The organism is Rhodococcus sp. 14-1411-2a (genome assembly GCF_002259485.1).
GTDB lineage: Bacteria > Actinomycetota > Actinomycetes > Mycobacteriales > Mycobacteriaceae > Rhodococcoides.
This window is the reverse complement of sequence record NZ_NPGA01000009.1, coordinates 321205-340319: the sequence shown is the minus strand read 5'-3', so window position 1 is coordinate 340319 and position 19115 is coordinate 321205. Positions and strand designations below refer to the sequence as shown.

The following is a 19115-nucleotide window of genomic DNA, read 5'->3' as shown; positions in this document are numbered from 1 at the left end:
TAACGGCACAGTCAAGGGCCAATTCGTCTTTACGCGGGGTTCGAGTGAACCAATTGCGCTGTCGAGCGACGGAACGCCCAGACGGTGACGAGAACTGCCAGCGCGAGCAACGGGGTGCCCATTGCGATCCGGGCGAACGCGAGCCAACCGGTGGCGTCGGTGTCGTACAACCAGTCCTGAACGATGTAGCGGGCGCCGAACAACACGGCGAATGTCGACGTCGCGATGTAGTGGGCGCGGATGACCGAGCGATTGGATCGCCAGGCGTACTCGTTGCCGTACAGCGCATTCCACAGCACTCCGGTCAACGGTCGTCGGGCGAGTATCGAGGCCAGCATCAGCGCTGCTCCGGCCAGGCTCAACCAGATGCCGATGAGGAAGTAGCCGCCTGCCGACCCCGTCCAGGCGGCGATACCGCCTGCGACGACGACGCCCAGTAGTCCGCCACTGGCCTGCGCGATCGGCTCGCCTCGCTTGACCCTGAGAACAGTGATCACGAGCGCGATGGCGATCGCGACGCCGACGGCGACAGGAAGGGACACCAGGGCATTGGCGGTGACGAATGCCACGACCGGAATGGCGGTGTAGATCATTCCACTGGTTCCGCCGAGGCTGTCGAGCAGAAGCTGTGTGGCATTGACCTTTTCAGTGGTCTTGCGACCGGGAACTGTCTGCGTCTCGTTGTTGTCGTCCGATGTCGATTCCGGCGTGTTCATGGTGCCCTCCTCGTCGCTGCTTCGGTTCGCTCTTGCTTCCCCTACTGTCGTCTCGGCGACCGGGGCACAACAGTGCACACAAACATCGAATCGGATTACAACATCATCGGCCGGCCATGACGGATGTCATGTTCTGGCAGTGTGAAGACCAGGTGGGTGGCCCTCACGTTCGAGCCCACCACGCTCCACTCGCCGCCCCGAACCGGGGGATTTCACGCTTCGGGCTTCTGCAGTGGAGCACCATTCGCACTACGCAGTTCAGACCTGGGTAACCATTTTCACGTGCGGGATTCCCGCTTCCAGGTATTGCTCTCCCTCTCGAGTGAATCCGAAACGCTCGTACCATTTTTCGAGGTGCGCTTGCGCGGAGATTTCGACCACCCCGGGGTATGCCGCCAGCGCGGCCTCGACGAGGGTGCCGGCATAACCGCGTCCACGACCCGCAGTCGCGGTCGCGACGCGGCCGATGTGGACCGTGTCGTCGACGAGGACGCGAAGGGTGGCCAGCACCTCGCCGCTCTCGTCCTGGATCCAGAACAACTCCGTTGTCGGAAGTAGGTCCGCACCATCGAGTTCGGCCTCGTCGACGATCTTCTGTTCGTGGACGAAGACCGCGACCCGAAGCGCCATGATGCGGTACAGGGTGCTCGGGTCTACGCCGGCAAGCGGAGCATGGTGGAGGGCGGGCATGAGGTCCGTTTCGTCAGGGGAGTAGAACGATCCTCGCACGGTGAACACACTGGATCACTGTTGCGGGTTGTGTTCCTCGCGCAGTTTGCGTCCCTGCTCGACGGCCTGCGCATCCTTCTCGTCGTTCTTGTCCGATACCCGTGTGTCTCGCGGCGGCAGTTGCAGTCGCTTCTCGGCGACGATTCCCGCCTGGAGCTGACGACCACGTTCGAGTTCGGAATCGAGTTCGGCTCCGAACAGCAAGGCCAAGTTGGTGATCCAGAGCCAGAGCAGGAACACGATGGCACCGGCGAGTGAGCCGTAGGTCTTGTTGTAGCTGGAGAAGTTAGCGACGTAGAAGCCGAATGCGACGGTCGCCAGAATCCACACGACGATGCCCACCGCGGCACCGGAACTGATCCACTTGAACTTGGGCTGCTGCACATTCGGCGTCGCGTAGTACAGAATCGCGACGGCGAGCACGACGACGATCAGAACCAGTGGCCAGCGAGCGATGTTCCAGATCGTCAGTGCGGTGTCGCCGAGTCCGACGGCGTCGCCCACAGCCTTGGCCACGGGGCCGCTGATCGCCAGCATGACGGCGGCCAGGGCGATGAGTACCAGAGCGATGAGCGTCACCAGGAGCATCACCGGGCGTAGCTTCCAGATGGGCCTGCCCTCGTCCACCTCGTACATGCGATTCATTGCGCGGCCGAATGCGCCGACGTAGCCGGACGCGGACCACAGCGCACCGGCGATGCCGATGATCAACGCAAAGCCCGCGGTGGGTGCCTGCACCAGCTGTTCGATCGGTTCACGCAGGGTGTCGACCGCCGATTGGGGTCCGAGATCGCCGACGATCTGCAGTACGCCGTCGACCGTTGCCTGTCCCTGCCCGAACACACCCAACAACGAGACGATGGCCAGAATCGCGGGGAACAGGGACAGTACGGCGTAGTAGGTCAGCGCGGCTGCCAGGTCGGTGCACTGATCCCGAGAGAATTCACGAGCCGTCTTCTTCAGTACGTAGATCCACGAGGGTTTGGTCAGATCGGCAGGTGAGTCTGCCTTGCGGGGATCGTCGGGGTCGGCTTCGGTGGGTGCGGGATCGGTTGCTTGGTCGGCCATCAGGAGCGCATACCCGGCTACTGTCGATGAAAACAGAGTCGGCTACTTCGCGAGTCGACGCAGCGCCACCTGCGCTGCGTTGTAGCCGCCCATACCGTGTACTCCACCGCCCGGAGGTGTTGCTGCAGAACAGATGTAGACCCCGTCGATGCCGGTCCAATACGGGTTGACGCTCACGCGCGGGCGCAAGGCCACCTGGCCCGGATCGTTGGATCCGGTGACGATGTCGCCGCCCACGTAGTTGGGGTTGTACGTAGGCATCTGCGTGGTCGAGCGGACTGCCCGCGCCACGATGCGTTTCCGAACCCTCGGCGCGAAACGTTCGATCTGATCGATGATCGCCTCGCTCGCGTCGCCGGTGTATCCGTTGGGGACGTGGGCGTAGGTCCAGATCGGGTGGATGTTGCCCTGCGAGCGGGTGGGGTCGGCCAAATATTGCTGGCCGAGCAGTACGAACGGCTTTCGCGGCATGACGCCTCGGTGCACATCACGCTCCGCGGCGGCGACCTCCTCGAAAGTTCCTCCGAGATGGACGGTTCCGGCGCGTCGGGCACTGTCGTTGGTCCAGGGAATACCGTCCTCGACGGCGAGATCGAGCTTGAACGCACCGGGTCCGTAGCGCCACCGACGGTAGGGTCGTGCTACTCGCCGGGGGAGGGCGTCGCCTGCGATATCGGCGACTGCGGTGGGTGAAAGATCCAGCATCACGATGTCGCTCGTCGGAATCTGTTGCAGCCGAGTCACTCTGACGCCGGTCTCGACCTTCCCGCCGTGTTCGGTGAGGATCGACACGAGCGCATCGCTGATCGCGCGTGAGCCACCTTCGGCCACCGGCCACCCGTACTTGTGACCGGCCGCGATCATCATGACTCCGACGGCGGAGGTGGTCGGCCGAGTCAGTGGATACAGCGCGTGGGCCGCGACACCGGAGAACAACGCGCGCGCCTCGGGAGTACGAAACCGGCGGGCGGTCAGCGTCGCCGGTGCCAGGGCGTTGAGGCCGAAGTTGGTCAACGTGATCGGGTGCCGCGGAACATGCAGCAGTGGCCGGAAGAAGTCAGTTGTCAGGTCGTCGAAGCGATCCGACAGTGGCCCGAAGAATCGTTGCCACGGGTCACCGTCGACCCCGAGTCCGGCAGCGGTCTCGGTGATCGACCGAAACAGCACCCCGGCGCTGCCGTTGTCGAGGGGTTGCACCGCGTCGATCTCCGGATACGTCCACGTCAGGCCGTGGGACTCGAGATCGAGGCTGTTGAAGAACGGTGACGCCGCGCCCACCGGGTGCACGGCCGAGCAGTCGTCGTGCAGCACTCCCGGCAGGGTCAGCTCCGAGGTTCGGGTGCCGCCGCCGACCGTGTCGGCCATCTCGAGGACCGTCACCTCGACGCCTGCCTTCGCCAGCGTCACCGCAGCCGCGAGACCGTTGGGACCCGATCCGACGACGGTCGCCGTGGTCACGGTCGATCCACCGCGTCGGTGACGGTGCGGTGGCTCTGAGTTCCTCGGTACATCGGCTGACCTTCGATCATCGGGGTGGGACCAAGAGGTGAACCCTCTCGACCACGCTCAGTGCTGAGTCGGCATCCCCGCCTTCGAACACCGCAGTGTGTATTCCGCGCATGGCGCCCGTGAGCAAATGGGCGGCAGCGAGTACGTCTGTGTCGCTGTCGATTTGGAGTGCGTCTGCGGCGGCGCGGAGCAACTGGGAGATCGCGACGACGAAACTGTCGTGCCACCGTTCTGCCGAACCCTCGGATTTCGGTACTCCCAGATTCCGGAACAGGACGTGTGTTCGCGGGGAGTCGTAGATGCTCTCTGCCGCGATGCGAAGAAACGTCTGCAGCTGCTCGAGTGGGGTGCCCGGCCAGGTGGCGGCGACCGATTTCTCGTGGATGCGGTCTATCAACACTGTGGCGGCGTCGTCGACAGCGGCTTGGAAGAGCACGCGCTTGGTGGGGAAGTGGTGGAATGCGGTTCTCGGTGCGAGACCGCATCGGAGAGCGACACTTTCGATGGTGATGTCTGCGTAATCGGCGTCCCGCAGTAGGTCCTGGGTGGCCTCGATCAGTCGGGCCGCCGCGGGTCCGGGTTCGTCGGTGGTCGACGACCCGGCCCAGCGATAGAGCGTCGTGGTGTGGATGCCCAGCGAAGTCGCTACGGCGGCCGGGCTCTCGGAACCGCCGAAAGCCCGTGCGACCGCTTGCCGACGATCGGCGAGTGTGAATCTGGAGACCCTGGCCATGCTGGTGACACTACATTCCTCGTGAGGTGCCTGGACGGTGCTGAGTTCGGCCGGGATCTAGTGGAGCATCCGGGCGAGGACGGGCAGCAGGATTCGCGCGGGGACCAGACCGGCCGCGATTGCCTGAACGGTGTTCATCCGGCCCGAAACCACCTGCGGGCGAGACCGTCTGGCATCGAGCGTGCGCATGGCAGTGGCGACCACTTCGGTCGGTGTCTGGTAGCTGCCGGTTGCTGCGGCGGTGTCTCCGATGACATCGAAGAACTCGGTACGGGTGGGGCCCGGATTGAGTGCGAACACTCTGACTCCGTGCTGGGCCGACTCGAACCACAGCGACTGACTGAAACTGAGCACGAATGCTTTGGCGGCCGCATACACCGCCAGTGACGGGACGGGTTGGAACGCAGTGGTGCTGGCGACGTTGACGATGGTGCCGCTCGAGCGGGCGATCATGTCCGGCAGAAACGCCGAGCAGATGTCCACGACAGCCCGGATGTCGACGGCGATGAGGCGCTCGAAGTCGTCGGCGTCGCTGTCCACGAACGGTCCCTGCACGGCGAAACCTGCGTTGTTGACGACGAGATCGATCTGCTCGGGCACCACCTCACGGAGTCGGCGTCCGCTCGCTTCCTCGGACAGGTCCCAGGCCACTGTGCGGCAATGGATTCCGTGGTTCTGTTCGAGTTCCGTCGCCAGTGTGGTCAGCCGGTCCTCTCGTCGTGCGACGAGTACCAGATCGGAGCCGCGGGCGGCGAGCGCTCGGGCGAATTCTTCACCGATCCCCGAGCTTGCGCCGGTCACCAGCGAGCGGCCCGGCCGGTAGCGGGACCGTCGGAGATTCATCGGCTCGCCCCGAGGGGAATGCCCCCGAGCTCGGCGGCCGAGCGCCGTGCGAACTGCTCGTGCGACGTCGGCGTGTGTCCGAGCAGCTTCGGCAGAACCGTCAGGTCTCCGGCCGGGAGTCCGTAGCCGTCGTAGTGGGTCATCATCGTGCGGTACGCCTCGCGTGCATCGGCCGGCCAATTCTTCATGTCACGAGGGTTGGACGCAGCCTTGGCACCGCGAACGAGGTGGCCGATGGAGTTCAGCGTCGTCGATTGGACCGCATGCCCGACCACCGAGGCCAGGGCAGGCAGCGCGTTCAGCGAGTTCGTCAACGACGAGGGCGGGATCCGAATGGCGGTGACGCGGTGGCCGAGCACGTCGGACCAGATCTCTGCCATCTCGTGCCGGGTGAGTTCCACCGTGGACAGGTCGTAGACGCGATCGGTGTGCGGCGAGGGGTCGACGAGGATGTTCGCGGCTGCTTCGGCGACGTCGGCAACATCGACGACACCCATGACGCTGTCCGGTGAAACCGGGTACGGCATGACTCCGGCCTGCAGAAATTCCCACACTTCCAGGTAGTTCTGCATGTAGTGGGACGGCCTGAGCACCGTGGTGGGAATTCCGCTGCTCCGCAGAATTCCTTCGGCGATGTCCTTCTGGTGGTGGTGCGTCAGTTGATGCAGGTTCGGATGAATCACGGAATGGAAAACGATGTGCTGCAGCCCGTTTGCCGGTCCGATTGTGATCAGATGATCGATGATCGGCCTCTCGTCGATGATCTGCGTCGGTGCCGCGTGGTAGAGGACGTCCGCCCCGGTGAGGGCGTTTCGGAGCGTTTCCTCGGACCTGAGATCGCCTACGACGACCTCGACGGCTCCGTCTGCGCGGGTGGTCGCAGCTTGCGCCGCGTTCTTGACGACTGCTCGAACCGGCACGTTCTGCGTGGCGAGCTGTCGAACGAGCAAGCGGCCGACACCACCCGCGGCACTGGTCACTGTGATCATGGGGCCTCCTCGATGGCGGGCTCGGCGGACGCTGAGCGCGATTGCAAATATTGCACAGTGAATGCATATAACGCAAGGGATCTGTGTGCAGCGCATTCGTCCGAGCACAAACAAAAATCCGGTGCAGCTGACCGCGCTCAGCGCGGTCAGCTGCACCGGATTCTGTTCGAAATCCAGCTGGAATCGGCCTACTCGATGGTGGTCGACTCCTGCGTGCGTTCGGCCGGCTTCGGTTCGATCGAGCGCCGCGACCAGTAGCTGGCGAGAAGTGAGCCCGAGACGTTGTGCCACACCGAGAAGATGGCCGCGGGCAGGGCCGCCGCTGGACTGAAGTGCACCGATGCCAGAGCCGCGGCCAACCCGGAGTTCTGCATCCCGACCTCGATGCTGATCGCGCGTCGGCTGGCGACGTCGAGTCCGCACGCCTTGCCGATGCCGTATCCCACGGCCAGTCCCAGCGAGTTGTGCAGCACGACGGCCAGGACGATGAGGGCTCCGATGGACAGCAGAGTCGGTGCACTGGCGGCAACCACGAACAGCACCACCGCGGTGATGCCGGCGACCGAAATCAACGGCAGAGCGTCGAGCATGCGGTCGATGATCTTGGGAAACAGCAGGCGCAGAACAACTCCCAATACGACGGGAACCAGCACGATCTGCAGGATCGAGACGAACAGTCCGCCGGCGTCGACGGGCAGGAACTCACCGGCGAGCCAGAGCACGAGCAGTGGCGTGAGAATCGGTGCGAGCAGGGTGGACACCGATGTCATGGCCACCGACAGCGCGGTATCGCCCTTGGCGAGGTAGACCATCACGTTGGACGCTGTGCCGCCCGGAGCCGAACCGACCAGCACCATCCCGGCGGTCAGTGCCGCAGAGAGGCCGAGCGCGTTGGCGATTCCCAGCCCGAGCAGCGGCATCGCGATGAACTGCGCGGCCACCCCGAGCAACAGTGCCCACGGCCGTCGGGCGACCACCGCGAAGTCGGAGAGCCGCAACGTCATTCCCATGCCGAGCATGATGATCGACAGCAGCCACGGAACGGCAGGAGTGCCGCCGCTGAAAGTATCGGGAGTCATCAGGGCCAGTGCGCCCGCCGCCACGACGATCAGAGCGAACCACTTGCCGGTGAACTCGCTGACGGATTTCAGCTTGGGCATGCAGAGTCTCCAGAGGTGGTCGGGGCGCGGCCCCGGGTGGGTGCGCAACCCGTCGAGCGTAACCGCAGCGTGGAACAAGACCAATTGGACTTGTTCTGGCAGTATCAACCCTTACGTGAACCGCTGCCGGCCATATGCGAAGGACGAGAAAGTAAGGACGTCACCGTGAACAAACTCTCGACGGTGGCACTGCTGATCCTGTTGGGCGCAGCCGGAACGTTCAACGGAGTGTCGCTGACCTCGGACCCCAGCGGGCGGTCACTGGGCTTGAACGTCGGAATGCTCCCGTCGTGGCATACCTGGGACTACCGCATATCCGGGTTGTTCGTGCTGTTCTTCCTCGGGCTGGGACCGTTGATCTGCGTGGCGGCCGTGCTCGTCGACGCCTCCGAAGCAGCGCTGTACGTCGCGTGCGCGGGGCTGGTGACCATCGGGTGGGTGGTGTGGCAGATCGTTGTACTGGACATCGACGCTCCGCGCGCTCAAATTCCCCTCACCGTGTTGGGGGCCGCGTTGATCGTCCTGGCAATCGGCCAATTCCGCACGCGTGCCCGCGATCGCAGCCGGCAATAGCCGAAGGCGAGCCGCTGCACGGGATGCTCCACTCGCGGCCCGGGTCTGAGGGAATCCCCCGAGGTCGTCGAATAGTGGAGCACCAGTTGCTCAGGAGTCGGAACCTGTTCGGCGCTGTCCCGGCACGCGTCACAACACGATGGGCCCCAGAAGCGACAGGGTCAGCACAACCAGACCGCCACCGATGCGTGAGGAGATGGACAGGAAGGGAAGCAGTTCCAGTCGATCGGCGGCACCCAGTACTGCCAGGTCACCGCTCGAGCCGAAGTCGGCCAGACCCAGTCCGCCCGAGATCGCCGATTCGATGAAGTGGAGATGCACCAGCCAACCCACGAATCCAGCAGCGAAGAGGGCGACGAACACGACTGCGATGGTGGAGAACATGTACACCGGGTCGTTGAGCAGGCTGAGCACCTGCTTGAAGTCGATCGCCACGATGCTCACGGCCACCAGAATGGCGGGGATGAAGGCGTTGGCGACGAGTTTGTACCAGATATCGGCACCCTGAACCAGGAAGTCGGGGATGGGCAAGAAGATCTTCGCGATTGCGCACAACACGATCAAGAAGACATAGCTGTGGATCGACGGAACGTAGAAGGACAGGGCGTCGGCGATCATGAACAGCATTCCGGCCGTGAACAATCCGATGATGGAGCTGCGCACGGCGTCGGCCGAGGAGATGGCCTTGCCCACCGGCACGATCATTTTCGATTTCTTGACTGCCAGTTCGCCGTTGCCGTTGAAGCGGGGGAACAGGTTCGGCTTGCGCCGCCCGAGCCATGCCAAGCCACCGGCCGCGATGATGCAGACGGTATTGGCCACCACGACGGCGGGCACGAGCATCGACAGGTAGTCGGTCGCGTTGCCGCCGCTGTTCTGTGCGATGACCTCCGAGATCGGAATGGCACCTGCCGCAACGCCTCCGCCCAGTACTGGCCCGACGACGTAGAACAGCATCTTGCCCAGGCCGTACCCGGTGAGTTGCCCGATGAGGCCGAACAGTGCGAAGCACACGGCAATGGTCGCGACGATCGGCACGATGATCCGCGAGCCCGCCTTGATCAGCAGCGAGCGGTCCATACCGAGGATGCTGCCGACGATCAGCGCCGCGACGACGAATTCACCGAATGCGGACAGCGTGTAGAAGTCGTCGATCGCCGTGGCGGTGCGCTCGGGCATCAGGTTGTAGCTGAACAGCACGGCCGGAATCAGGATGGTGAGGATGACGCCGCCACCGATGCGGTTGAACCCGGGGATCGCATTGCCGATCACCATCAGTAGGCCGCCGAGGGCCATCGTGGTGGCGAAGCCCGCCGTCATCCCTTCCGCGGGGGTGAACAGATACGCCAGCACCACGATGACCAAAGCCATCGGGACGAACCAGCGCATCGGTAGGCCGAGGGTCGAGTTCATGTCCGACGAGCGTTCGCCGTCCTCGGTGACGACTTCGGATTCGGTCGGTCGGGCTGACGTCAACGTGTTCTCCTGAATTTTCGGTGCACGACGAGGGGATCGAGCTAGCGCTACGTTATGTGTTGCGGGTCACTGCGTCAACATGATTGTATGCACCTGTTCCCATAAGCCTGGTAGAAATGGCCAGAGCGCGCACTATCGAGTACCAATTGCATGCAATAGAGGAGAAGTTGTGACTGTCGACGACCGAGCCACCAACGAGCCGAGCACCCCTCGTCCGGCGTCCACCGGCCCCCTCCAGGGCCTGCGCGTCATCGAGATGGGTCAGTTGGTCGCCGGGCCGTTCTGTGGGCAGATCCTGGGAGACCTCGGGGCCGAGGTGATCAAACTCGAACAGCCGGGAACCGGAGACCCACTGCGTGAGTGGGGCCGGACGCGTCCGCAGGGTGAATCGCTGTGGTGGTCGGTCGTAGGCCGCAACAAGAAGTCGGTGACGGTGAATCTGCGTACTCCCGAGGGGCAGGGCATCGCTCGAACATTGATCTCCCGGTCCGACATCGTTGTCGAGAACTTCCGCCCGGGAACGTTGGAGCGGTGGGGGCTGGGCTACGACACGCTCGCCGCCGACAATCCAGGCTTGATTCTGGCCCGGGTCTCGGGATTCGGCCAGACCGGCCCGTATTCCTCGCGCGCCGGCTACGGCTCCATCGGTGAGGCGATGGGCGGACTGCGTTACGTCGTCGGCGATCCTTCGACGCCGCCCTCACGCGTCGGAATCTCGATCGGCGATACCTTGGCCGCGGTGTTCGCCGCCATCGGAACGCTCGGCGCGGTGTACGAGCGAACCCGCAGTGGCCGTGGACAAGTGGTGGACTCGGCAATCTACGAGGCCGTCCTGGGCATTATGGAATCGATCGTGCCGGAGTGGGTCATCTCGGGCTATCAACGTGAACGCAGCGGTGCCATTCTGCCCAATGTTGCGCCCAGCAACGTCTATCCCACCGCCGACGGCGGTTGGGTGTTGATCGCGGCCAATCAGAACACGGTGTTCGCGCGTCTCGCCGAGGCAATGGGGATGCCGGAGTTGGCCACCGACCCGCAGTTCAGCACGCACGGTGCCCGCGGCGAACGGCAGGAACAACTCGACGCGATGGTCGGGAAGTTCACCGTTCAGCACGATGCGCGCGCACTCGAAGAGCTGCTGCTGGCGCATTCGGTTCCGGTCGGCAAGATCTACCGACCCGAGGACATGTTGGGCGACGAGCAGTTCATCGCCCGCAAGAGCATCATCACCACCCCGCATCCCACTCTGGGGGAGGTGCCGATGCAGAACACGTTCCCCCGGCTCAGTCGTACCGACGGATCGGTGCGCTGGCCCGGCCCTGCGCTCAGCGAACACACCGACGAAGTACTCACTGTCGTCGGCGAATTCACGCGCGACGCCATCGATGCCTTCCGCGCCGACGGGATCATCTGATGGTGTTCGACGGTGTGCCCACGAGCGCGAGGTTGGTGGAGGTCGGCCTGCGGGACGGCCTGCAGGCGGTATCGCAGTTCGTCGGTACCGATCACAAACTCGAATTGCTCCACGGCATTCTCGATTCCGGTGTGACCACCGTCGAGATCACGTCCTTCGCGCATCCGAAAGTGTTGCCACAGTTCAGCGATGCCGAGCGAGTCATCGAGGAAGCGCCGCGCAGAGACGGGGTTCACTACAAGGCGTTGGTGCCCAATGTTCGCGGCGCACAACGGGCTTGCGAGACGCAGATCGAGGAGATCGTCTCGATCATCCCGGTCGACCGGGACATGGCCGCGAAGAATCAGAATTCGACGCCCGAACAGTTGCTGCACGATTTCGCCGCGATCGTCGCCCAGGGACACCTGTCCGGGAAGAAGGTCAGCGCCGCAGTGGCGACCGCGTTCTTCGCGCCCTGCCACGGCGCGATCGACACCGCCCAACTCGACGCGGTGGTCGAGCGGGTGATCGACGCCGGAGCGGACTCGTTGTATCTGGCGGGTACCAGTGGGGTGGAAACCCCGAACGAGTTCTACGACGGTGTCCGACGCGTCAAGAGCCGTCATCCCACCATCCCGGTGGGGGTGCATCTGCACAACCGCAACGGCTTCGGCACTGTCAACGCGTTGGCGAGCCTGTCCGCGGGAGCCGACTGGATCGAGGCGTCCTTCGGCGGCCTCGGCGGAGACATGTGGTTCCCCGGCGACCCGTCCGTCCTCGGCAACGCGCCGATGGAGGACGTGGTGGCCCTGTTGGATTCGCTTGGAATCGAGACGGGCATCGACCTCGAGACCTACCTGGCGATGGTGCGAACGAGCGAGGGGTACACCGGCACACCGTCGTACTCGTTCGTCTCCCGAGGTGGCACCCGTCAACAGCTCGCTGATGCACAATGGCCCGTGTGAGAACACCCCCGACAACCAGGCACCTACCGTGTCCGAGCTGAGCGACAAGATTCTCGACCTGCTCATCTCCGGGCTCTACAGCCCGGGCGAGAAGCTCAACGAGGCCGAGCTCGCCGGGCGGCTGGGGGTCAGCCGCACTCCGGTGCGCGAAGCGCTCGCCACTCTCGCCACCACGGGTGTGGTCACGATGGAGAAGAACAAGGGAGCCCGGGTCACCGAGTTCACCCGAGACACCGTCGAGGCGATCTATTCGTCCCGCTCGCTGCTGGAGCCGCATGCCGCCAAACTTGCGACGGGGCACTTCTCGGCCGAGGAACTGGCTGACTTGCGTCGCACGGCGCAGCGGATGCAGGACATCGTCGTAGAGGCCGCCGACACGACGGAGATCGCGAGCCTGAACAACGCCTTCCACACGGCGATCCTGTCGAAGTGTCCCAACGCACGAATGGCCGAGATGGCCATCGCTTTGCTCAAACCCCTTGTCGCAGCACGAACCTTTCGGAAGTACTCACCGAAGGAGATCTCACGCAGCGCCGCCCATCACCTCGAGATCGTCGACGCGTTGGAGTACGAGGACGAGGAGTGGGTCGAGGCCATCATGCGCGCGCACATTCGCGCCGGTTGCCACAGCGCGATCGCGGCGGATTGAGCTAACAACGCGAGCGAACGCGTCGTGAACTAAGTAGGTTCCTCAGGATGAGGGGGACGAGCGCTGAGCAGGCTAAGGCCCTCCACCGGAGTCGAGGTTGAATATCGACCCCAATGCGCGGGATACCGCGTGCAGAGTGCGATCGTGCTCAGTGAGGTGTGCGTCGCCGTCGTTGCCGCCGCTACCCAGCCCCCGGATCACCGTGCCCCAAGGTTTGGCAGACGGTAAACAGCTCCGTGGTTGAGGCGACAGCCGAGAGCCGGCACCTGCAGGTACGTCGGCCGATGGAGGGCCATCGAGTCGAGTGGCACTGTCCTGCAATGGTTGTCGCTCCAAGTGAACCGTGGCAAGGTGACCGTCACTTGAACGGCATTCTGCACTCGATGCCTGCAACCCGAGATGCCCCACCCCGAGCCCCGGAATGGAGCACAGGTCGCAGACCGTTTCAGCTCACACAGCATCGACTCGTGGCAGGACCGGTCCGGTGCGACGGGGACCTCACATCACGGGAGTTCTCACCATGCGCAGAGCCACCACTCTCGTCCTTTGCCGCCGATGGGTTCGTTCCTCTCTGTTTCGCCGTCTCGGCACCCGCTGTGGCCGCGCCCGAGGACGTCACTTTCATAGCTGTGTCCGACGGCAATTCCATCACCGGCACGTTCTCGTTCACCGGCGACAGCTACCGGTCACGTGCCTGTTTCTCGATTTCGACACCTCCGACGCGATCACCCAGACGTACGCGGTGTACGGCCTCGTCTATTCGAATGTGGAATCGACGTCCGTTTCCTTCACCGATGTCGATGTGGCAGAGGGGGAATACACCCTCGACTGGAACTGTGCCGGTTCGGGTGAGCAGTGGGGTACCGGTGTCCGCGGCGGAAGCGTAGCCCAGGTTTCGGTCACTGTGGTGACAACCTGTCGACGAGCCGGATCCTGACTGCACCGGTCAGGTGTGTTTGCCGAACGGTTAGTTCGGTTTGTGACCCATGGCCGCGACCGCCTGAAACGGCTCAGCGTTGCACGGCATTCTGCGCTCGGCGCCGCGAAGCCGAGATTCCCACACCCTGAGCCCCGGACTGGAGCACGACTTGCGGGCCCTTAGCCGGGACCCCCAAGGCCCCAACATCTAGGAACCCGCCGCCCGCCGGCATCGGATCACCGTGACTCCTGCAAGCAGTAGCCCCGCCGCCGACACGAAATCGGATTCCGTCAACCCTGTCTGGTAGTCGATCGAGTAGAGCACCCGACCCTCGATGGGGTGGTTGAAGAACAGCCACAGGATCGAGGTGGTTGTCAGCGCGATGGCCGCCGTCCGACTCGGCTTCGCGAGGCTCCATGCTGCGCAGGCGAAGACGGCGTTGAGTAATACCAACGCGTGAAAAGGGTCCATCGATCCATGATTACGCACCGAGCGGGCAGGCGCGCCATCAGACGAAAGACGAGACCGTTCGGTATCGAATTCCCGCGAGCCTATTCATACATTCGCCCACACCTCGGTGAATCCGGTAATGGAATCGGTCGATGACCGGTCTGCGTACGGCTCGAAGAATGCGTATCGAGATGCCCAAGCCTCGATTCGAGGATCCTGAACTTCCTGCTGGTTTCCGTCGGGTAAATCTATAGTTGCGGTATTTCCACGAATGTCGATTTGTACTTCATGAATTGTATTTCCGTCCTCTGAGAGCGGAGAACTGAATGTTCCGGCTGCGAGGGTTATCAATTCGGCTCCGCCTCCGGATGTTCCGGGCGACACCGAGTAGTTCCAGCCGTCCCGGGTGACGATGAAGTGGAGGGGCATGAGCGGGGACGCGCCGCCCAGTGGGTCTGCCGGTCTGTCGGTGATCGCCATGGCCGCGACACCGGGTGTGCCCCCGGGCTGCGCTGTGAACGTCCACTTCATGCCCATCGACGTCACCGGCGTGCCGAGATCCCCGGTTCTGAAGTATGCGGCTGCCGGTCCGCCGCCGGTGGGGGCAAAGGTCAACTTGCCATTGGCGATTCGCAGGTTCATGGACGGATCGGGCACCGGTGCCACCGAGGCGGCCTGGCCGGTCTCGAAAGTGCTCGGAGCCGGGCCGTCGGGCAACGCTGTGAAATCGCTGTACACCGCGAAGTTTCGGGCTTCGCCACTCGTCGTTGGAGAAGAAGTACTTTCTTCGGGTACCAAAATGGTATCCGACGACTCGCCCGCGCACGACACCGATGTCAGGGCAACGGTCGTGAAAACAGCAATCGCGGCAACTCGTAGATTGTTTGTGCGGTTCATTGTCATGAATCTCCAGGTTTCGCTATTTTCTCGTGTTTGTTTATTTCCGAGCCTGGTGTACATATATGTGAAAGCCCTTCGGTGGCAATCGACTCTTCGCTTTTTCCTGCTCTTGTGGGCCTGTCCGCAGGAGTTGCACCTGTTCACTCCCGAGTAAGGCATTCGCTGTGAATATCAATTTCCGATCCCCCTCGCCGAGTGCCTCGAAAAGTAGGCCACTTCTTCGTCGCGCTCTGTCTTCCTCTGCAGCGGTGATCGTGGCGGCGTCCGTTGCGGTGGCTCTGCCGGCACCCGCGTCGGCCGCCTCGGGCCCGATGGGCGCGCGCACATTGGGTGTCACTGCCGTTACGTTGGAGACCTCCGATTCCGTGCGGCAAGCGCAGATTCAGTCGATCAAGCAAAATGGCTTCCCCGCCGTGCGCATACCGATCCAGTGGCCACAGGTCGAAGCTGTTCAGGGCGTATTCAATTGGGCGGGTACAGACAAGCTGGTCGTGGACGCGTACAACGCTGGTCTCAATATACTGGCTGTACCCACCTATACGCCGACCTGGGCGGCGATACCCGAGGGCAGAACGTTCCTGCATCCGGGCCCAGCCGATCCGGCCACGTACGCCAACTTCACCCGCCTGGCCGCAGAGCGCTACCGGGGTCTCATTCGAAACTGGGAGATCTGGAACGAGCCCAACGTCATACACAGCTTCGCGCCGAAGCCGGATGCTGCAAAGTACAGCCAGATGCTCAAGCTGTCCTATGCCGCAATCAAATCCGTCGATCAGTACTCAGTGGTCATCAGTGGCGGGCTTTCGCCTGCCATCGACGACGGCACCAACATCAGCCCGGCTCGATTCGTCGAGGCCCTGTACGCCAACAAGGCCGGAGCGTCGTTGGACGGAATCGGAAATCACCCGTACAGCGCTCCCGATCTACTCAGCGCAGGTACGGACTGGTGGACGCCGAAGAACTCGATCGACATGATCTCGTACCTGATGTACATCAACGGCGATGGTTGGAAGAAGATCTGGACTACCGAGTTCGGCGCAGCCACCACCACGGGACAGCCGCCGTACGGCGTCACCGAGGCTCGGCAAACCGAGATCCTGGTCGACGGCATCAAGTACTTGAGGTCGCTGCCCAACGGTGGGCCCATCTTTCTCTTCGACTACCGCGACATCAACACCGGAAGTCAGAATCTCGAGGAGAACTACGGGCTGACCAGAACCAACAACACCGCGAAACCGTCCCTGGCTGCAGTGAAGGCACTGATCAACTGATCGCGATAGATTTCAGTCGAATGAATGAATTCACGAACGCAAATTGCCTGGTGTGCCCGGTTCGTGCAATCGTGAGGGCGACTGAACGTCATGGCTGGTTTGTTCGATTGGAGTACGTCCTTGTCCCGTAATTCTGGTAACACCTACAGGGTCACGGGTGCGGACCTGTGCATGATCAACAGTCGCTACATCGGCGTTGCCGGCCCGGCTCGAGGGTTGAGTGCCGAGGCTGTCAGGTTGACGCTTCAGAGTCTCGCGGATTCTGGGACACACACACGAATCGGCTTGGTGCCGAAGCACGGAACGGTCACCTGGGAGGTGTCGGAATGCCTCGGTGCCGACGCGGTCCGGGTGGTCGAGCCGTGTTCGACGTCGGGGCAACTCGAGTCGGCCATCGCGGCCGTGCGTCGCCGTGACGGAGAGCGTCTGCCGCTCGAGGTCACCATCTGCGGCGAGTACCTGTTCATCGACACAGCGCACGGGTTGAGCGATGGAAAGCTTTTCGTCGATCTGGTGGAGGCCCTGCATCTCAACGATGTTCACGGCGCGAGTGTGTGGTCGCTCGGTCCCGAGTCGAGCCATGTCATTCCGCGGGCGTTGCTGCGATGGTTCGCCCTGCATCCACTGAGGCTGCGCGACGCGTGGCGTGCGGTGAAAGGGATGCAGGCTCTCAAACAGCAGGCTCTCGCTGAGGCGGGTCAACCGGAAGACAATGAGACAGTTCCGTGGAGCCCGTCGCCTTCGGTGGTGATCAGGCAGTCCACCGCGGCCACCGAAGCCGCTGTCTCCGCTTGGCGGAAGAAGAATGCGCCGTCGGCCGGTGCGGCCACCGTTGCGCTGTGGTTGGTCCGATGCGCGATGGAACGCGTCGGTCTGGAGTCGACGCCTGCCGTCACGATCGCCATCAATTGCCGCAGGTATCTCGACGCGAAGACCACTGTCAACGGCAACTTCGCCGTCGGACTGGATGTGGCGATCTCCGGCACCCGCCCCATCGAGCCGCAGGCACGTGTTCTCGATTCCGTGTACACCTCGGGCCTTCCGCTGGCCGTTCTGGGATTGGTATCGGCGACTGTTCGGGTCAAGCCTGCTATCGACCGGACGGCTGTGTGTCGGGTGTTGCGCAATCCGAAGGTCAAGCTCATGTACTCGGATCTGGGGCGGCCGCCGTCGTGGGCCAGGGTTCCGTGGAGCGAGGGGGAGGGCAGCCAGTTCGCAGGTCTGCTCGATCCGTCGGCTCCCGATGCCATCACTGTGATGTGCGGTGTCGTCGGTAAGGAACGCACCTACTCGGTGTCGTTCCACGACAACGTGTTCGAGCGAGCGAAGATCGAAGAGGCAATGGATCTGATCGTGACCGATCCGCTCCTGTTGCTCGATTCGGTCTCCTTCGACCTGGCCGAGCAACAGGGACGCGTCTAGCGCTTGCGGCTCGTGCTTGCCATTACCGCGGCGATCGGACGAGCGTCCGAACCCTGCAACTCCCGTACCGCTGCGGCAACGTCGCGATCACGAGCCATCTTGGTGTCGATGACGAGCAACGTTCCGTCGCACAGTCCGGCGAGAACAGCTGCCGAGCCGCTCGAGGCCAGTGGCGCAGTGTCGATCACCAGGTACGAGTAGGACTTTCTGAGCGTTTCCACCAGGTCACGCATTGCGACGGTGGAGAGCATCGGTGTTGCGTCCAACCCGACGCCGACAGGAATTGCGTCGAGGTAGCGGTCGGTTGTGGGTGCTGCGATCTGGTCGGGAGCGTCCGGCTTGTCGGCAGTGTCTGCCAGCACCCCTACCAGTCCTGCGGATGCAGGCAGGCTCAATTGCTCGGCCAGCGCGGGATGCGCGGAGTCGGTCTCGATCAGCACCGTCCGGTGATCGGATTCTGCCAGTGCCGCAGCCAGATCCACCGAGAAGTCGATGGTCGACTCCTTGGCGGAGGAGCTGGTCACCAGAATCACCTGTGGACCGGTGGGTATCGATTGCAGGTGGACGCGAACCTTGCGAAATGCCTCGGCGTCGGGGCTGGACCATTTGTCGAGCTGCGCACGACGACCTTCCGGACTACGGGTGACCGGTGCGACCGGGCCGAGAACCGGTAGCCCCGTCAGTGACTCGGCGTCGGATCGCTTGGAGACCCGTCGATCGAGCGTCGCCACCAGGATGACCAGCAGGATGCCGACCAAGATTCCACCGGTAGCGCCGTAGATGAGGTACGTCGTCAGTTTGGGTGTCGTGGGGCTCGCCGCAGCTTCTGCTCCGTTGACGATGGTCACGGTGGCTCTGGCCTGGTCCTGGCCGGTCGGCGTCTCCAACGGCACGATGTAAGCGATGAACTCGTCGGACAGAGTGTTCGCGATCTCGGCTGCCCGGTCGGCAGACGAGTCGGTCACGCTGACGTCCAGTAGCACCGTCTGCGGTACGACGGTTGCCGTGACCTTGCCTGCCACCGCATTTCCGCTCAGGTTCAGTCCCAGCGCATCTGCCACCCGCTGGCCGAGGATCTCGCTGGTCAGGATCTGAGCGTACGACGTTGCGCGCTGCTGAGAGAACTGATCACCCTGGTAGGACTCGGTGGAGCTGGTACCGCCGGTGGTCGAGACGAAGAGCTGCGCATTGGAGGTGTACTGCGGCGGAGTGACCAACGTTGCGACGATCGCTGCGCCGATGCCGATCACGAGGGTGACCGCGACGATCCACCAGCGCTCGAGGAGGATTACAAACGCCCTTTTGATATCCATTGTTAGCGAAGGTCTCCTTGGTTTTCGGGGGCTGGTT

The 19115-nt window shown here is 63.3% G+C and carries 18 protein-coding genes; 6 read left to right on the top strand and 12 right to left on the bottom strand.

Annotated features, from left to right (window positions below):
* Positions 1-29 precede the first annotated feature (29 nt).
* The 8 genes from CH291_RS07160 to CH291_RS07125 form a co-directional block, all read right to left on the bottom strand.
* Positions 30-716: a DUF3159 domain-containing protein gene (locus CH291_RS07160; protein ID WP_094687043.1), complete on the bottom strand. Its 687-nt coding sequence runs from the start codon at positions 714-716 to the stop codon at positions 30-32.
* A gap of 258 nt (positions 717-974) precedes the next feature.
* Positions 975-1406 carry a GNAT family N-acetyltransferase gene (locus tag CH291_RS07155; protein WP_094687042.1) on the bottom strand — a complete coding sequence of 144 codons (432 nt, stop codon included), beginning with the start codon at positions 1404-1406 and terminating at the stop codon, positions 975-977.
* Positions 1407-1460: 54 nt separating this feature from the next.
* Positions 1461-2513, bottom strand: a complete 1053-nt coding sequence (locus CH291_RS07150) for a YihY/virulence factor BrkB family protein (RefSeq protein ID WP_094687041.1) — start codon at positions 2511-2513, stop codon at positions 1461-1463.
* Between the two features lie 42 nt (positions 2514-2555).
* The gene (locus CH291_RS07145; RefSeq protein ID WP_094687040.1) at positions 2556-3971 is read right to left on the bottom strand and encodes a phytoene desaturase family protein; all 1416 of its coding nucleotides are present in this window, start codon (positions 3969-3971) and stop codon (positions 2556-2558) included.
* 67 nt (positions 3972-4038) lie between these two features.
* Positions 4039-4755: a TetR family transcriptional regulator gene (locus CH291_RS07140; RefSeq protein WP_094687039.1), complete on the bottom strand. Its 717-nt coding sequence runs from the start codon at positions 4753-4755 to the stop codon at positions 4039-4041.
* A gap of 57 nt (positions 4756-4812) precedes the next feature.
* On the bottom strand, positions 4813-5598 hold the full coding sequence (locus tag CH291_RS07135) for an SDR family NAD(P)-dependent oxidoreductase (RefSeq protein WP_068049363.1): 786 nt from the start codon (positions 5596-5598) through the stop codon (positions 4813-4815).
* Entirely contained in the window at positions 5595-6587 is a 993-nt protein-coding gene (locus CH291_RS07130; RefSeq protein ID WP_094687038.1) for an SDR family oxidoreductase, read from the bottom strand. The genes CH291_RS07135 and CH291_RS07130 overlap by 4 nt, the downstream gene beginning before the upstream one ends.
* Positions 6588-6775: 188 nt before the next feature.
* Complete coding sequence (locus CH291_RS07125; RefSeq protein ID WP_094687037.1) at positions 6776-7747, bottom strand: bile acid:sodium symporter family protein; 972 nt, start codon at positions 7745-7747, stop codon at positions 6776-6778.
* A gap of 165 nt (positions 7748-7912) precedes the next feature.
* On the opposite strand from CH291_RS07125, the gene CH291_RS07120 reads away from it, so the two are divergent.
* Entirely contained in the window at positions 7913-8320 is a 408-nt protein-coding gene (locus tag CH291_RS07120) for a hypothetical protein (protein WP_094671128.1), read from the top strand.
* Positions 8321-8449: 129 nt separating this feature from the next.
* Here the strand turns inward: CH291_RS07120 and CH291_RS07115 are convergent, their stop codons facing one another.
* Positions 8450-9796, bottom strand: coding sequence for a 2-hydroxycarboxylate transporter family protein (locus tag CH291_RS07115; protein ID WP_255183109.1), 1347 nt, complete (start codon positions 9794-9796; stop codon positions 8450-8452).
* Positions 9797-9965: 169 nt separating this feature from the next.
* Between CH291_RS07115 and CH291_RS07110 the strand changes: the two genes are divergently transcribed.
* Genes CH291_RS07110 through CH291_RS07100 form a run of 3 tightly spaced genes read left to right on the top strand, consistent with a single transcriptional unit; the run spans position 9966 to position 12803 of the window.
* Positions 9966-11210, top strand: coding sequence for a CaiB/BaiF CoA transferase family protein (locus tag CH291_RS07110; RefSeq protein ID WP_256980758.1), 1245 nt, complete (start codon positions 9966-9968; stop codon positions 11208-11210).
* A gap of 14 nt (positions 11211-11224) precedes the next feature.
* A complete protein-coding gene (locus tag CH291_RS07105) occupies positions 11225-12154 on the top strand; it encodes a hydroxymethylglutaryl-CoA lyase (protein WP_256980757.1) in 930 nt (309 codons plus the stop codon).
* 28 nt (positions 12155-12182) lie between these two features.
* A complete protein-coding gene (locus CH291_RS07100; RefSeq protein WP_068049384.1) occupies positions 12183-12803 on the top strand; it encodes a GntR family transcriptional regulator in 621 nt (206 codons plus the stop codon).
* Between the two features lie 1126 nt (positions 12804-13929).
* Here CH291_RS07100 and CH291_RS07090 read toward each other — a convergent pair.
* Positions 13930-14193 (bottom strand): hypothetical protein, encoded by a 264-nt coding sequence (locus CH291_RS07090; RefSeq protein WP_179276464.1) that lies wholly within the window; start codon positions 14191-14193, stop codon positions 13930-13932.
* An 84-nt stretch (positions 14194-14277) separates the two neighbouring features.
* Complete coding sequence (locus tag CH291_RS07085; RefSeq protein WP_143545897.1) at positions 14278-15132, bottom strand: hypothetical protein; 855 nt, start codon at positions 15130-15132, stop codon at positions 14278-14280.
* A gap of 188 nt (positions 15133-15320) precedes the next feature.
* Here CH291_RS07085 and CH291_RS07075 point away from each other — a divergent pair, with 188 nt between their 5' ends.
* Together CH291_RS07075 and CH291_RS07070 are read left to right on the top strand one after the other, a co-directional pair.
* Positions 15321-16343, top strand: coding sequence for a cellulase family glycosylhydrolase (locus CH291_RS07075; RefSeq protein ID WP_094687030.1), 1023 nt, complete (start codon positions 15321-15323; stop codon positions 16341-16343).
* Positions 16344-16514: 171 nt separating this feature from the next.
* Positions 16515-17765 (top strand): hypothetical protein, encoded by a 1251-nt coding sequence (locus CH291_RS07070; RefSeq protein WP_094687029.1) that lies wholly within the window; start codon positions 16515-16517, stop codon positions 17763-17765.
* Here the strand turns inward: CH291_RS07070 and CH291_RS07065 are convergent.
* Positions 17762-19078 (bottom strand): polysaccharide biosynthesis tyrosine autokinase, encoded by a 1317-nt coding sequence (locus CH291_RS07065; protein WP_094687028.1) that lies wholly within the window; start codon positions 19076-19078, stop codon positions 17762-17764. The genes CH291_RS07070 and CH291_RS07065 overlap by 4 nt on opposite strands.
* Positions 19079-19115 lie beyond the last annotated feature (37 nt).

Excerpts from the sequence above, each read along its gene's own strand:
- CH291_RS07160 (WP_094687043.1), bottom strand. The coding sequence starts at position 716 with ATGAACACGCCGGAATCGACATCGGACGACAACAACGAGACGCAGACA.
- CH291_RS07155 (WP_094687042.1), bottom strand. The coding sequence starts at position 1,406 with ATGCCCGCCCTCCACCATGCTCCGCTTGCCGGCGTAGACCCGAGCACC.
- CH291_RS07150 (WP_094687041.1), bottom strand. The coding sequence starts at position 2,513 with ATGGCCGACCAAGCAACCGATCCCGCACCCACCGAAGCCGACCCCGAC.
- CH291_RS07140 (WP_094687039.1), bottom strand. The coding sequence starts at position 4,755 with ATGGCCAGGGTCTCCAGATTCACACTCGCCGATCGTCGGCAAGCGGTC.
- CH291_RS07135 (WP_068049363.1), bottom strand. The coding sequence starts at position 5,598 with ATGAATCTCCGACGGTCCCGCTACCGGCCGGGCCGCTCGCTGGTGACC.
- CH291_RS07130 (WP_094687038.1), bottom strand. The coding sequence starts at position 6,587 with ATGATCACAGTGACCAGTGCCGCGGGTGGTGTCGGCCGCTTGCTCGTT.
- CH291_RS07125 (WP_094687037.1), bottom strand. The coding sequence starts at position 7,747 with ATGCCCAAGCTGAAATCCGTCAGCGAGTTCACCGGCAAGTGGTTCGCT.
- CH291_RS07090 (WP_179276464.1), bottom strand. The coding sequence starts at position 14,193 with ATGGACCCTTTTCACGCGTTGGTATTACTCAACGCCGTCTTCGCCTGC.
- CH291_RS07085 (WP_143545897.1), bottom strand. The coding sequence starts at position 15,132 with ATGTACACCAGGCTCGGAAATAAACAAACACGAGAAAATAGCGAAACC.
- CH291_RS07070 (WP_094687029.1), top strand. The coding sequence starts at position 16,515 with ATGATCAACAGTCGCTACATCGGCGTTGCCGGCCCGGCTCGAGGGTTG.
- CH291_RS07065 (WP_094687028.1), bottom strand. The coding sequence starts at position 19,078 with ATGGATATCAAAAGGGCGTTTGTAATCCTCCTCGAGCGCTGGTGGATC.